Source organism: Janthinobacterium sp. 67 (genome assembly GCF_002797895.1).
GTDB lineage: Bacteria > Pseudomonadota > Gammaproteobacteria > Burkholderiales > Burkholderiaceae_D > Janthinobacterium.
Genome location: NZ_PGES01000001.1, coordinates 3,159,999 through 3,174,074, shown reverse-complemented (window position 1 = coordinate 3,174,074; position 14,076 = coordinate 3,159,999). Strand labels below are relative to the sequence as shown.

Below are 14,076 nucleotides of genomic sequence, written 5' to 3'. Positions count from 1 at the left end.
ATGAATACATGGAATGTGAAGATCGGCATCAACCCGATCTCGTGGATGAACGACGATTTGCCGAGCCTGGGCGGCGAGACGCCGCTGGAAACGGCATTGAAAGAGGGCGCCGAGATCGGCTACGTGGGTTTTGAGCTGGGCAACAAGTTTCCCAAGGATGCGCCATCCCTGAACGCCGTGCTAGGCAAATACCATCTCGCCTGTGTTTCCGGCTGGTATTCGGGACGCCTGGCGCACCGGTCGGTGGAAGAGGAGATCGCCGCCGTGGCATCGCATTTACGGCTGCTGGCCGACAGCGGCGCCACCGTCATGGTCTACGGCGAAGTGGCCGACGCCATCCAGGGCGAAGCGCGCCCGCTGTATAAACGCCCGCGTTTCCAGTCGCAGCGGCAATGGCAGGATTACGCCGACAAATTGACGGCGTTTGCAAAACACTTGCTCGACCACGGCGTACGCCTGGCCTACCACCACCACATGGGCGCCTACGTGGAAACGCCGGCCGACGTGGACCAATTGATGGCCTTGACGGGCCCCGAGGTCGGCTTGCTGTTCGACACGGGCCACATCACGTTTGCCGGCGGCGATGCGCTGGCGGTGCTCAACAAACACATCGACAGGATTTGTCACGTGCATTGCAAGGACGTGCGCCCGAACGTCGTGAAACTGGCCCGCAATGGCCACTGGAGTTTCCTGCAGGCCGTCATCAATGGCGCTTTCAGCGTACCGGGCGACGGCAGCATCGATTTCCCCGCCATCCTCACGCGCCTGTATCTGCACGGCTACGAAGGCTGGCTGGTGGTGGAGGCGGAGCAGGACCCGGCCGTCGCGCCCAGCTATGCATACGCGAAGATGGGCCACGATTACCTGGCCAAGCTCGTCGAGGCGATTCCCCGTCTGGGTCGGGAGGCGGCATGAGCAGCCCGCTGCTGGTGAAAGCAGGCCAAGGCCAGACCATCGTCGAGGTGACACCCGAATCGGCCGGCTGGACGCATGTGGGGTTTGCCGCGCACCGTCTTCCAGCGGGCGAGTCCTTGCAGCTGGACACGGGCAAGCGCGAACTGTGCATCGTCGTGCTGACGGGCACGGTCACGGTGCGGGCGGGCGATCAAGCCTGGGAAGCCATCGGCGGACGCGCCAGCGTGTTTGAAGACCGTTCGCCGTACGCCGTGTATGTCCCGATAGCAACCACGGTCAGCGTCACGGCTGTGAGCGACGCGGAAGTGGCCTTGTGCAGCGCACCGGGCACCACCCACCGTCCGGCGCGCCTGATCGAGCCAGCTTCCATGACGCGCTCCGTGCGCGGCAAGGGCGCCAATACCCGCTATGTGTGCGACATCCTGCCGCAAACGGAAGAAGCCGATGGCTTGCTGGTGGTCGAGGTGATCACGCCGTCGGGCCATTCGTCGAGCTATCCGCCGCACAAGCACGACAGCGACAATGTGCCGCTGGAAAGTTCGTTGGAAGAAACCTATTACCACCGCCTCAACCCCGAACAGGGCTTTGCCTTTCAACGGGTCTATACGGATGACCGTTCCATCGACGAAGCCATGGCCGTGGAAAACCACGACGTGGTGATGGTGCCCAGGGGGTACCATCCTGTGACCGTGCCGTATGGCTACGATGGCTATTACCTGAACGTGATGGCCGGCCCCAAGCGGGTCTGGCATTTCAAGAACGACCCGGCCCATGAGTGGCTGATGCATACCAAATAAAGGAATCCCAATGACAACGCAACAGATCGGCCACTTTATTGGTGGCAAACCCATGGCTTCGCGCACCGAGCGCACGAGCGACGTCTTCAATCCCGCCACCGGCGCCGTGACGGCGAAAGTGGCGCTGGCGACGCCTTCCGAACTGAACGCGGCCGTGGCGGCCGCCCACGCGGCCTTTCCCGCCTGGTCGCAAACGTCACCGCTGCGCCGCGCGCGCGTCATGTTCAAGTTCAAGGAATTGCTGGAAGAACACTCGGATCAACTGGCCGCCCTGATCACGGCGGAGCACGGCAAGGTGTTTACGGATGCCAAGGGGGAAGTGACGCGCGGCATCGAAGTGGTGGAGTTCGCCTGCGGCATCCCGCAGATGATGAAGGGAGAATATAGCGAACAGGTGGCCGGCGGCATCGACGCCTGGTCCATCCGCCAGGCGCTCGGGGTGTGCGTCGGCATCACGCCGTTCAACTTTCCCGTGATGGTGCCGATGTGGATGTTCCCGATGGCCATTGCCTGCGGCAATACCTTTGTCTTGAAACCGTCGGAGCGCGACCCGTCGGCCAGCCTGCTGCTGGCCCAATTGCTCACGGACGCGGGCTTGCCGGACGGTGTCTTCAACGTGCTGCAGGGAGACAAGGAAGCCGTCGACGGTTTATTACACCACCCGGACGTGCGCGCCGTCAGCTTTGTCGGCTCCACGCCGATCGCCGAATACATCTACGCGACCGGCTGCGCGCAGGGCAAGCGCGTGCAGGCCCTGGGTGGCGCGAAAAACCACATGGTCGTCATGCCCGACGCGGACATTCCCCAGACGGTCGACGCGCTGATGGGCGCCGCGTTTGGCTCGGCCGGCGAGCGCTGCATGGCCATTTCCGTCGTCGTGGCGGTGGGCAATGTGGCGGACCAGCTGGTGGAAGCCCTGGTGCCGCGCATTGCCGCCTTGAAAATCACGCAAGGCATGGATGTACAAGCGGAAATGGGCCCGGTGGTGACGCAAGTGCACAAGGACAAGATCGCCGGCTACATCGCCAAGGGAGTGGAAGAGGGCGCGAAACTCATCTGCGACGGGCGCGGTTTCGTGCTGCCCGGCCATGAACAGGGCTTTTTCCTCGGCGGCAGCCTGTTCGACCACGTCACGCCCGAGATGACGATCTATAAAGAAGAAATCTTCGGCCCCGTGCTGTGCATCGTGCGCGTGCCGGACTTTACGACGGCGCTGGACCTGGTCAACGCGCATGAGTACGGCAACGGCACGGCCATTTACACGCGCGACGGCAACACGGCGCGCGAATACACGCACAGGGTGCAGGTGGGCATGGTGGGCGTGAACGTGCCAATTCCCGTGCCGATGGCTTTCCACAGCTTCGGCGGCTGGAAGCGCAGCCTGTTTGGCGACCACCATGCGCATGGCCCGGAATCCGTACGCTTTTATACGAAACAGAAGGCCGTGACCCAGCGCTGGCCGGCATCGACCAAGGCTGGCGCCGAGTTTGCCATGCCGACCCTGAAGTAAGGTTAGCCCGGTGGCGGCGCCTGGCGCGCCGCCACGTGGCCGTAGCAGGTTTTCAGTTTCGCGTAGTCGTAGAAGACGCTGCCGGGCGCGATGCGCGCGCCGTCGCAACGGGCCTGGAAGTCCGTTTCCTTTTCGTTGTACAGCAGGCGCACGATCAGCTGGCCTGCATCGTTGCGGTACACATCCCACTGCATGTTGGCCGCCAGCGGCGAAACAGCTTGGCCGTGCCATCGAAGGCCGGCCTGGCTGTCGCTGTCCGATGCCGGCAAGGCAGCCAGCGCTTCTTTCAAGCCCAGGGCCGAAGCGAGCGGAATGATCATTTCGGCGTGCGTGAAGCGCAGCTTGGCCGCGTGGCGCACATCTCCGCTGGCCAGCGCGTCGACTTCATTGAAAAAATCCTCGCGCAAGGCCAGCGCGAAGCGCCATGTCACGCCCGCGCTGGCCGTGGTGCCCGGCCCTTTCTGGTAAAAATCCTCGTGGTCGGCGATATAGGCGTAGTAGCGCGCGTCCTCGGCGGGCATGTAGCGGCTGAAATCGGCCGGCACTTCATGGCGCATGCCGGCGGCGATCGCATACAGCTCATACAGTTTCGTCGCGGCCGCATTCAGGCTGCGGATGACGGTCTTGCCGCCACCCGTCATGGTACGCGTGAGCTGGCCGTCCGCGCTGGTGAAGGTGTAGATGCCCGTGTCCGCATAGCTGGCGGCGCCGCGTTCAAGCTGGTCGAGGAAGGCGGGCGCAAACAGCCGCTCGAGCACGTGGCGCGCATGCGCGGTCGCTTCCGGCAGCCTGGCCGGAGCGTCCATCAGCGCATGCAGCTGCTTGCTTCTTTCGTAGTACTGGTAGGCCTGGCTGGCGGCATAGGTGGCGTAATACGGGTGGTCGCGGTCGGCGACAAGATCCGTCCGCGGCGCCAGCTTGTGCGCATACAGCAGGAAGCGGTTGATGCCATCGGCTTGCGCTACCGCCTGGCGTCCCTGCGGAGACGGCGCCGGGGCGGGCGGCAGGTACAGCAAGGGAGCCAGGGCGGGCGCGTGCTCGAGCAGCGACTGCGTGAAGAAACGGGCGCTGTCGCGCGCGCGGTCCACGCCGGAATGGATGGTGACGAGCTGGCGCGGCGCCGTCGCGGCGTCCTGCCCCACTTGCGCAAACAGGGCGGGCAGGCGCGCCAGCATGCGCACGGCCAGTTGCCGGTGTTCCTCGATGCCCGTCTGCGACAGATTGCCATAGCCGGGTTTCTCGATGCCGGCCACGCCATAACCAAGCAGCGCGTTGGCCTTCATCAGGGCCAGGATGTCGGGACCCAGTTCGCGCCCGAGCGGCGTGAGCGCATCCTGCGCGGCGGCCTGCCGCCACATCGCATACAGGGCCGCGTCGCTCTTCATGCCGGTCAACCCGCGCGCGCCGTGGCGCGCCACCAGTTGCGTGTAGATGGGCTGGAAGCCGGCCGGCGGCGCGGCATAGGTGGCCGTATCCTGCTGCGGCGCATACGGTGTCTTGGTCTGGTAATGGCCTTCGACGGCCAGGACGGGACTGGCGTGCAGGGACAGGGCCAGCAGCATGCTGGACAGGGGAAAAGGTGGGGGCATGGCGATCCGCGGGTGACGTGATTGATTACCAGGCGTAGCCTAGCATCAAACGCCAGACAGGCGGGCACGGCTGCCCGCCTGCTCCGTACTTACTGCGCCACGTGGCCGTAGCAGGTCTTCAGTTTCGCATATACATAGAAATGGCTGCCGGCAGCAAAGCGGGCGTCATCGCAGGCGGCCAGGAAGTCCGTTTCCTTTTCGTTGTACAGCATTTTCACGAGCACATTGCCGCCGGCATCGCGGTACACGTCCCACTGCATGTTGGCCGCCATCGGCGCCACGTACAGGCCGCGCCAGCTGCTGTTGTCATAGCTGTAGGTCTGCGCCGCCGGCAGCGCGCCGACGACACTTTTCAAACCCATGGCCGTGGCCAGCGGGATGATGGCTTCCGCGTGCGTGAAGCGCAGCTTGGCGCCGTGCGACAGGTCGCCGCGCGCGATGGCGTCCACTTCCGTGAAGAAGTCGTCGCGCAGCGCGCGCACGTAGTTCCAGGTGACGCCGGCGCTTTCCGTGGTGCCGGGACCCTTGTTGTAAAAGTCCTGGTAATCCTGTACGAAGGCCTGGTATTTGGCCGCGTCCGACGGCATGTACTGCACGAAGTCGGCTTTCACTTCGCTCGTCATGCCGGCCATGATGGCGTACAGGTTGTACAGCACCGAGGCGGCGTCGGCCAGGCCCTTGATGGTGGTGCCGCCGTCACCCGTGACGGTGTTGGTGAATTTGCCGTCGTCGCTGGTGAAACTGTAGGTGCCCGTATTGGCGAAACGGTAGGTGCCGTTGTCGATCTTGTCGACGAAGGCCTTGCTGAACAGGCGTTCCAGCACTTCGCGGCCCAGGGTGCGCGCCGTGGCATCCGTGTCGATGGCTGTGTACTTGGCCAGGAAGGCGGGGCTTTCCAGGTAGGCCTGATAGGCCTGGCTATCCTGGTAAGTCGGGTAATGGCGGTCGAGGGGATCGGTGACGAGGTCCGTCTTCGGCACCAGCTTGTGCGCATACAGCAGGAAGCGGTTGGTGCCATCGGGCTGCGCCACGGGCTTGCCGGCCGGGTAGCCGGCGGGCGCGGGCGGCAGGGTGATCAGCGGCGCGACGGCTGGTGCCGTGGCGGCCAGCGACTGCGCAAAATACGCGGCGCTGTCCTTGGCGCGGTCCACGCCGGAACTGATGGTGACGATCTGGCGCGGCGCGCTGGCGGCGTTCGCGCCCAGCTGCGCAAACAGGGTGGGCAGGCGCGCCAGCATGCGCACGGCCAGCTGCTTGTGTTCATTGATGCCCGTCTGCGACAGGTTGCCGTAACCGGGCGCCGTGATGCCGTCCACGCCGTAGCCGAGCAGCGCATTGGCCTTCATCAGTTTCAGGATGTCGGCGCCGAGTTTTTGCCCCAGCGGCGTGAGCGCATCGTCGGCGGCCGCCCTTTGCCAGACGTTGTAGAAGGCCGCGTCGTATTTCATGCTCGACAGCCCGCGCGAGCCGTGGCGCGCCACCAGTTCGGTGAACACGGGCGCGTAGCCGGCCGGCGCGGCTTCGTAGGTGGCCGCGTCCTGCTGCGGCGTGTAGGGCGTCTTGGTCTGGTAGTAGGTGGCGGGCGGTGGCGTGACGGGCGGCGTCACCGGCGGCGTCACGGGAGGGACGGTGTCGCCGCCGCCACAGGCGGCCAGGGAGAGCATCAGGAGGGACAGGGGAAGATGGCGTGCGTGCAGCATGGCGTTTCCTTTGGATGTGAGTTGCCTGGGGGCGCCGCGCAGGACGGCGCACCCGGGGGAGACAGGCAGGGGAATGGACCTTACAGCTTGAGGGCTTTGGCCAGGCTGTTGGCGCGCGCATCGCGTTCGCCCAACGGCGCCAGGCCGTGGCGCTCCTCGATGAACTTCAGGATCGACACGGTTTCATACTCGGTATGGTCGATATGGCCGCCTTCGCTGAAGGGCGAGATGACCAGCGCCGGGATGCGCGTGGCCGGGCCGAAGCGGTCGCCCTTGGGCGGCGCCACGTGGTCCCAGAAGCCGCCATTTTCATCGGTGGTGACGATGATGACGGTGTCCTTCCATTGCGGGCCTTCCATGATGGCGCTGATGATGGCCACGCCTTCGTCGTCGCCGGCCGCCACGCTCGACTTGTCCATCCCCGGATGCATGTTCTTCTTGCCCATGGGCTTGTAGAACGAGACGGGCGGCAGCTTGCCCGCCTGGACGTCGGCGAGCATGTCGGAGCGGTCCTTCAAGTGCGTGGCGCGCTGCTGCGGGCTGTCGATGAAGCGCTTGAAGTAGGTGAACGGCTGGTGGTGATACGAGAAATCGTCGGCCTTCTTACCCGACTTGGTCGAGGCGACGGCGATGTCGTAGCCGTCCGCATAATAGACCCACGAGATACCCTTGTCCGTCAGGCGGTCGCCGATGGTGGGCATGGTTTGCGGCGGCAGGAAGGTCTGCTTCTTGGTCGGGTCGAATAGCAGCGGACCCTGCATGGTGTTGACGGCGTAGCCGTCCTGCGTCACTTCCGCCTCTTCTCCCTTCTTGTGGCCCGTGCCGCGCTCGTCCTGGGCGACGATGGACTTGGGCGCGTTCGGGAACACGGGCGTGCAGGCGCAGGTCAGCCACATGTGGTTGAGGAAGGAGCCGCCATAGGCGGACTGGAAGAAACGGTCGGCCAAGGTGTAGCGCTGCGCCAGTGCCCATAGTTTGAGCTTGCTGCCGTCGAAATAGCCCATGGGCAGGGCGCCCGTATTGCCCTCGACGACGAAGCGGTCGTTCTTGCCGTCGTTGATCTGGCGCTTGTGCGTCCAGAACGCGTGCACGGGACTGGCCGTCTTGTCGCCCAGCGAGACGCTCGGCTCCATGTGGAAGGGCGCGTTGGCGATGTCGGCCCTGAAGCGCGAGTCCAGGCCGCCCTTGTCGAGCGCCACGGCGGGCAGCATGGCATACGGCTTGCCATCGGGGCCGGTTTGCGTGGTGGTGTCGGGCGACCGGCCATTGGCGATGCCGTCGGCGCCGGGGAAGGTGCCGAACAGGTGGTCGAAGCTGCGGTTTTCCATGTACACGACGACGATCTGGCCGATCTTCGCCAGCTTCGGGTCGGCCGCGACTGTGGCGGCCGTATTGTGCTGCGTGCCGGCGGGCGTGGTGCAAGCCGCCAGGCCTGTCACCCCGATGCCGAACAGGGCGATTCTTAGAACGTGGTTCAACATAACAGTCTCCTTGATGGCGCCTCCGTGGCCGGGGCGCTTTTTGTAGTGGTGTGGCCGGAACCGGCCTGTCTGAAGAAAATTGCACACGTGTGCAGTACACGTGTGCAAACAGTAACCCGGATTTTTTTTGATGTCAACAAGTACGGACGGGGGATGAAAAACTGTGGAAAACGGGGAACGGCGGGAGGTGGCGGGCGGGCAGACGGCGTTGCGCCATCTGCCTTGTTCGATGGCTCAGCGTGTCGTGCCGCGGCGCACCAGGGTGACGGGCACTTCCTTCAGGCGGCCCGGCATGGCGAATTTTTCCATGCGTTCGACCAGGCTCTTGACGGCGCGGCGCGCCAGTTCGCCCGCGTCCTGGCGGATGGTGGTCAACTGGTAGGCGTCCAGCGCGGCCATGGGAATGTCGTCGAAGCCGATCACCTGCAATTGTGCCGGCACGTCGATGCCGTACTTGCTGCGCGCCGCGTCGATGAAGCCGCAGGCGATCAGGTCGGTGGCGCAAAAGACGCCGTCGGGCAGCTTGCCCGAGGCGAGCAGGGCGTCGGCCGCTTCCTGGCCTGCCTGGTAGCCGATGGCGTCGGCCAGGTATTCGCCGGCCGTGCAGCGTTTCTTTGCCACCGCCGGCGCCAGGTGCTCGAGGAAGGCCTTGCCGCGCGCGATGCCGCTGAAGCTGCTGGCGCGCGTGTTGACGAAAGCCAGCCGCCTGGCGCCGCCGTCGAGCAGGGTGCTGGCCGCCAGTTCGCCGCCGTTGCGGTTGTCGCTGTTGACCACGTCCACGCCTTTCAGGTCGCGCGCGCGGTTGATCATCGCTACCGGCACCTGCCGCTGCAGGTATTCCGTCGCGACGGCGGACGGCGGCGAGCCGGACGTCATGATGACGCCGGAAATCTTGTAGCTGAGGAGAATGCGCAGCAATTCGCTGAGGCGCTCGGGGTCTTCCGCATTCATCAGCAGCGGCACCAGCGCATGTTCGCTCAGGCTGCGCGTGACTTCGCCCAGCAGGGCCACGCGGAACGGGTCCGTGAAGCCCGTGATGACGACGCCCACCAGGTTGCTTTGTCCCTGGTTCATGCTGCGCGCCAGGATGTTGACCTGGTAGCCCAGCGACTGCGCCGCTTCCATCACGCGGGCCCGCGTTTCGGGCGCCACGCTGGCGCCGGGCGTGAACGTGCGCGAGACGGCGGAGCGCGAGACGCCGGCCCGTTTGGCGACGTCCACCGAAGTGACCCAAGACTTGTCTTTTTGTTCCATTGACGGTGTAGATGAATGAGAGGCCGATGCACGATGCGGTGCGGCGCAACGCCGCGCCATCATCTTAGCCGAAAATCCCGGCCGCGGCGCGAACTGAATGTCGCGCCACGGCCATCGCGCCGGCCCCCGGCCTTCCTATCCTTCTACCACTTCGGCGTGTACTTCAGGGTCAGCTGCACGTTGCGCGGGTCGCCGAAGTGGTTATTGCCGCCCGTGTCGTTATACGACGGGATCACGTAGCGCTTGTCGAACAGGTTGTTGACGTTGACGGCCAGCGACAGCTGCGGCGTGGCTTGCCAGGCCAGGCGCGCGTTCCACAGCGAGAAGCCGGCCACGTCGAACGAGCGGCCGAAGTCCAGCGTGTGGCTTTGCATGTTCACGCCGGCGCCGACGCTGAACTTGCTCCACTCGCCGGGCAGGGTATAGCCGGACCACAGGCGCAACATGTGCTTGGGCGTCCATGTCGAAAAGACCTCGCCCTTGTTGTCCGGGTCGTCGAGGTAGGTCGTCGTCGTGTAGGCATAGCCGGCCGACAGCTGCAGGCCGCGCGCCACTTCGCCCGACACTTCCGCTTCCAGGCCCTGGCTGCGCACCTTGCCCGAGGCGCGCGAGCAGTACCAGCCGTCGCAGGCGAAACCGGCAGCGTAGTCGTTGACGGCGCGGTCCTTGTGCTCGTAGCGGAAGACGGCCAGCGAGGTGTTGACTTTGCCGTCCAGCAGTTCGCCCTTGATACCGGCTTCATAGCTGTCGCCCGTGATCGGTTTGAGAACCCCGCCCGCCGCGTTGCGGTTCGTCTGCGGCTGGAACACGCCCGCATGGCTGGCGTAGGTGGACCATTGCGGCGTCAGCGCATACATCAGGGCCGCCGATGGCGTGAACTTGGCCGTGACCCTGGTGCTGTCCGCCGTGCCGCCCTTGGGGGCATACTCGAAGTCATACCAGCTGAAACGCCCGCCCAGCAGCGCTTTCAGGTTGCTGGTCAACTGGCCGTTCCAGGTGCCGTACAGGCCCTTCTGGCGCATGTCGTAGGTGCTGCGGGAGCTCACGCCGCGTGCGGCGATGGTGTCGAAGTCCTGCCACGGGCGGTGGTGGTCGATATTGAAGATCTGCGCGCCCTGCGTCCAGGCGCGCGCATAGCGGTCGTCGGAATGGAACTTCACATAGCTGGCGCCCACGACGACTTCCTGCGCGATGCCCAGGCCATCGAATTTGCCGCGCACGAAGGCGTCGATGCCGCGCTTCTGGTTCTTGAAATCGGTGGAGAAGTCGCCGTACATGGAGCCGCTGCCATCGGCCTTGATGGTGCCGGCCATGCGCTGGTGGGTCGAATTGGTGCGTTCATTGACGCCCAGCGCGGCCGTCTTGAAGGTCCACCTGCTGTTGAAGTGGTGCTCGAGGTCCAGGTTGACGGTGGTCTGTTCGACCTTGCTGCGGTTCCAGTCGGCGCCCGTATAGGTCGAGCGGGGCAATCCCAGTTCGCCGCCGTCGGCGTAGCGCGCCAGGCCGATGAACATCGGGCGGCCGCGCCCGTTGACGTTGCTCACGGCCAGGCCGACTGTGGTCGCGGGGCCGAGGTCGTAGTCGAGCGCCGCATACACGGTGCGGTTCCTGCTCCACACCTGGTCGATGAAGGAGTGGCTGTCGTCTTCATCGACGATGGCGCGCCCGCGCAGGCTGCCTTGCGCATTCAGCGGCGTGCTGACGTCGAGCTGCGCGCCGTAATGGTCCCACGAACCGGCGCGGCCCGTGAGCGCGACCTGGCGCGTCGCCAGCGGGCGCTTGCGCACCAGGTTGACGGAGCCGCCCGGGCTGCCCGTGCCTTCGAGCAGGCTCGATGCCCCGCGCAGCACTTCCAGGCGGTCGTAGATGACCATGTTTTCCTGGCCCCAGTTACCCAGCGCATAGGTGTTGCGGTCGATCGGCACGCCATCGTACTGCCATTGGTCGATCTGGAAGCCGCGTGAAGTGATCACCACGCCCGGTCCCACGCCATGCACGCCCACCACGCCGGTGACGTTGTTGACCGCTTCGCGCAAATCCGTGATGCCCTGGTCGTCCAGGCGCTGGCGCGTCAGCACGCTGACCGATTGCGGCATGTCCTTCATCGATTGCTCGCCCTTGCCGAGGGTGAGCTTGCGCGCCGTGTAGGAGCCGCTGCCTTCCGTGGTGGCGCCTTGCTCGGCCTGGCCGACGATGGTAATCGAGGGCATGGTGCGCTCGGCCGCCGAAGCGGCGCTGGCCGCCGCCGTGGGGGCGGATGCCGGTGCGGCCACCAGCACATAGCCGGTGGCGGTCTTGCCGATGGCGTAGCCGCTGCCGCGCAGCAACACGGCAAAGCCGTCGTCAATGGCGTAGCTGCCTTGCAGGCCGGCGCTGGTCAAACCCTGCACCTTGGCCGCGTCGATGACGATGGACACGCCCGCCTGCTGCGCATAGCGGTTCAGGGTGCCGGCCAGTGGGCCGGCGGGAATGGTGTAGCTGGCGACAGCCGGCACGGCCTGGGCGATGGCCTGGGCGTGCAGGCCGGCGCCGGTCAGCAGCATGGCCGCCAGGGCCAGCGGACGCAAACGCGTGCGCAAGGGATTCAGGGGCGAAACGGGAACGGCAGGAGCGGACATGGTGACAGCCTTTTTGGATTGATCTCAGCTGCCTTGACGCACGAGATGCGCAAAGTGGAACCGCGAACGCAAAAAATATCGTTATTTTTTTACGGGAGCGTCGACCATCACCAGATAGCGCGTCAGCATGCGGATGCGCAGCCGGGGGAAATTGTCGATCAGCAGCTGCAGCGCCTTGTCCGTGTCGTCCAGCGGCAGCACGGCCGCCACGCGGATGCCGTCGATCTGCGCCCGGTCGTAGTGCAGCTGGCCGGGGCGGTGGCGCGCCAGTTCGTCGAGCACGTCGGCCAGCGGCAAGTCGTCGACCACCAGCTGGTGCGCGCGCCACGCTTGCTGCACGCTGGCCGCATCGATGCTTGTCAGTGACCCGACACCATCGCGCGTGATGCGCGCGCGCTGGCCCGCCTGCATCACGACGGCCCGATGTTGCGGCACCTGCGCCGATACTGTCGATTCGAGCATGCTCAGGATGGTGGCGCCGTCTTCCTTGCGAACCGTGAAACGCGTGCCCAGCGCGCGGATCGCCGCCTGGCCGCTGTCGACGATGAAGGGGCGCTGCGCATCCTTGGCCACCTCGACGAGGATGTCGCCACGCACCAGCTCTACATGCCGTTCGCCCGCATTGAAGCGTACGTTGACGGCGCTGCCGCCGGCCAGGGTCAGGCGGCTGCCATCGGCCAGGGTGTGCGTCTGCCATTGTCCCGTGGGGCTGCGCAGGTCGGCCAGCAGGTAGGCGGGGCGCTCGCCGAGGACCAGCGCGCCCGTCAGCACCAGCACGGCCACGGCGCTGGCGGCGGCCAGCTGGCGCAGACGCTGGCGCTTGGGCGTGATGGCGGCCAGGGCGGCGCGCGCGGGGCGATGGTCGCCGCCGGCCGGCTCGCGCACGGCATGCAATTGACGCAGCAGGTTTTCCATGCCGGCGGCCACTGTCGCGTGCAGCGGATCGGCCGCCTTCCATGCAGCGAAGCCGGCCCGCGCCATGTCGCGTTCGGCCGGGTCGTCCGCGCTCAGCTGCACGATCCAGCGGGCAGCCTGCTCGGCGGCGATATCGGCGCGCGGGCCGCTCATGCCGCCATGGCCGGGCAGGCGTGGCGGCAGGCCAGCAGGGCTTGCACCAGATATTTTTGCACCATGCGTGTGGAGACGTTCAGCTGCGCGGCGACGGCGGCCTGAGGCTGCTCTTCCAGGTAATGCAGCAAAAAGGCGTCGCGCGCCTTGGCGGACAGGCCGTCCAGCGCCGTGGTGATCTGCCCGAGCGCCTGCACGGCCATCAGGATATCGTCCGGCGAGGGTGCGCCGGGCAGGCTGTCGGCCAGCAGGGCCAGTTCCGCCAGGTAGCTGCGTTCGAGTACTTGCCGGCGCGAGCGGTCGAGCAGCAAGCGCTTGGCCGTCGTCGACAGGTAGGCGCGCGGCTCGCGCATGCCGAACAGGGCGTCGCGCGAGGCGATGATGCGTAAAAAGGTGTCTTGCGCCACGTCGGCCGCGCCATGCGGGCAGCTGAGTTTCTTGCGCAGCCAGCCGACCAGCCAGCCGTGATGCTCGCTGTAAAGCGTGTGCACTTGCTGTTGCAGGCTGGGCTGGATGGCGGACATGGGGGATGAGTAATATAAATGAGAATTATTCTCATTGTAAGCGGCAGAGACGGCTTGCCACAATCCCCGATTGCATGAGGAGGGGACAGTGTTGCGCGCAGGCCGCATGCGCGCTGATGGCGGAAATGAAAAAACCCGCCGCTGCACGGGGCAGGGGCGGGTTCTTCATACTGCAAATTCTTGGTGGTGATAGGTGGACTTGAACCACCGACCCCAGCATTATGAATGCTGTGCTCTAACCAACTGAGCTATATCACCAAACAGACCGGTCAGACCGGATGCTCGTTTTGACCAGGGGAAACCTGATCGATGTTCTTTGGTGGTGATAGGTGGACTTGAACCACCGACCCCAGCATTATGAATGCTGTGCTCTAACCAACTGAGCTATATCACCCAACAGCCGAGCATTATCCAGTCTTCCCATTTCCTTGTCAATGCTGGCCATGAAAAATCTGTGGATTTTTTGTGTGTTACAGCGTTCATGATTATTTCATCAACGGCTGGATCTGCGCCAGCATGGACGAGGCCGGATCAGCGCCCAGGCAATCGATGACAATGCGTTCCGGCATTGAGCGTAGCCTAAGTCGAGCCTAGCGCTTGGCCAGTTGTTGTGTGGCGAT

General features: G+C 65.1%; 10 protein-coding genes and 2 tRNA genes. 3 read left to right on the top strand and 9 right to left on the bottom strand.

Annotation, left to right across the window (positions count from 1 at the left end; translation table 11 throughout):
* Genes iolE through CLU90_RS14225 form a run of 3 tightly spaced genes read left to right on the top strand, consistent with a single transcriptional unit; the run spans position 1 to position 3,222 of the window.
* On the top strand, positions 1-915 hold the full coding sequence (gene iolE / locus CLU90_RS14235) for a myo-inosose-2 dehydratase (protein WP_100428230.1): 915 nt from the start codon (positions 1-3) through the stop codon (positions 913-915).
* The gene (gene iolB / locus CLU90_RS14230; RefSeq protein ID WP_100428229.1) at positions 912-1,712 is read left to right on the top strand and encodes a 5-deoxy-glucuronate isomerase; all 801 of its coding nucleotides are present in this window, start codon (positions 912-914) and stop codon (positions 1,710-1,712) included. Before iolE ends, iolB begins: the two co-directional genes overlap by 4 nt.
* Before the next feature lie 10 nt (positions 1,713-1,722).
* Positions 1,723-3,222, top strand: a complete 1,500-nt coding sequence (locus CLU90_RS14225; RefSeq protein WP_100428228.1) for a CoA-acylating methylmalonate-semialdehyde dehydrogenase — start codon at positions 1,723-1,725, stop codon at positions 3,220-3,222.
* Positions 3,223-3,224: 2 nt separating this feature from the next.
* On the opposite strand, the gene CLU90_RS14220 is transcribed toward CLU90_RS14225, so the two are convergent.
* The 9 genes from CLU90_RS14220 to CLU90_RS14180 form a co-directional block, all read right to left on the bottom strand.
* A complete protein-coding gene (locus CLU90_RS14220) occupies positions 3,225-4,811 on the bottom strand; it encodes a histidine phosphatase family protein (protein WP_232731202.1) in 1,587 nt (528 codons plus the stop codon).
* 89 nt (positions 4,812-4,900) lie between these two features.
* On the bottom strand, positions 4,901-6,511 hold the full coding sequence (locus tag CLU90_RS14215; RefSeq protein WP_100428227.1) for a histidine-type phosphatase: 1,611 nt from the start codon (positions 6,509-6,511) through the stop codon (positions 4,901-4,903).
* Between the two features lie 80 nt (positions 6,512-6,591).
* Positions 6,592-7,992, bottom strand: coding sequence for an alkaline phosphatase family protein (locus CLU90_RS14210; RefSeq protein ID WP_100428226.1), 1,401 nt, complete (start codon positions 7,990-7,992; stop codon positions 6,592-6,594).
* 234 nt (positions 7,993-8,226) lie between these two features.
* A complete protein-coding gene (locus tag CLU90_RS14205; RefSeq protein ID WP_332870866.1) occupies positions 8,227-9,213 on the bottom strand; it encodes a LacI family DNA-binding transcriptional regulator in 987 nt (328 codons plus the stop codon).
* Between the two features lie 176 nt (positions 9,214-9,389).
* A complete protein-coding gene (locus tag CLU90_RS14200) occupies positions 9,390-11,864 on the bottom strand; it encodes a TonB-dependent siderophore receptor (RefSeq protein ID WP_100428224.1) in 2,475 nt (824 codons plus the stop codon).
* Between the two features lie 81 nt (positions 11,865-11,945).
* Positions 11,946-12,932: a FecR family protein gene (locus CLU90_RS14195; protein WP_100428223.1), complete on the bottom strand. Its 987-nt coding sequence runs from the start codon at positions 12,930-12,932 to the stop codon at positions 11,946-11,948.
* A complete protein-coding gene (locus CLU90_RS14190) occupies positions 12,929-13,456 on the bottom strand; it encodes a sigma-70 family RNA polymerase sigma factor (RefSeq protein WP_100428222.1) in 528 nt (175 codons plus the stop codon). Before CLU90_RS14190 ends, CLU90_RS14195 begins: the two co-directional genes overlap by 4 nt.
* 181 nt (positions 13,457-13,637) lie before the next feature.
* A tRNA-Met gene (locus tag CLU90_RS14185) sits at positions 13,638-13,714 on the bottom strand.
* A gap of 59 nt (positions 13,715-13,773) precedes the next feature.
* Positions 13,774-13,850, bottom strand: a tRNA-Met gene (locus CLU90_RS14180).
* Positions 13,851-14,076 lie beyond the last annotated feature (226 nt).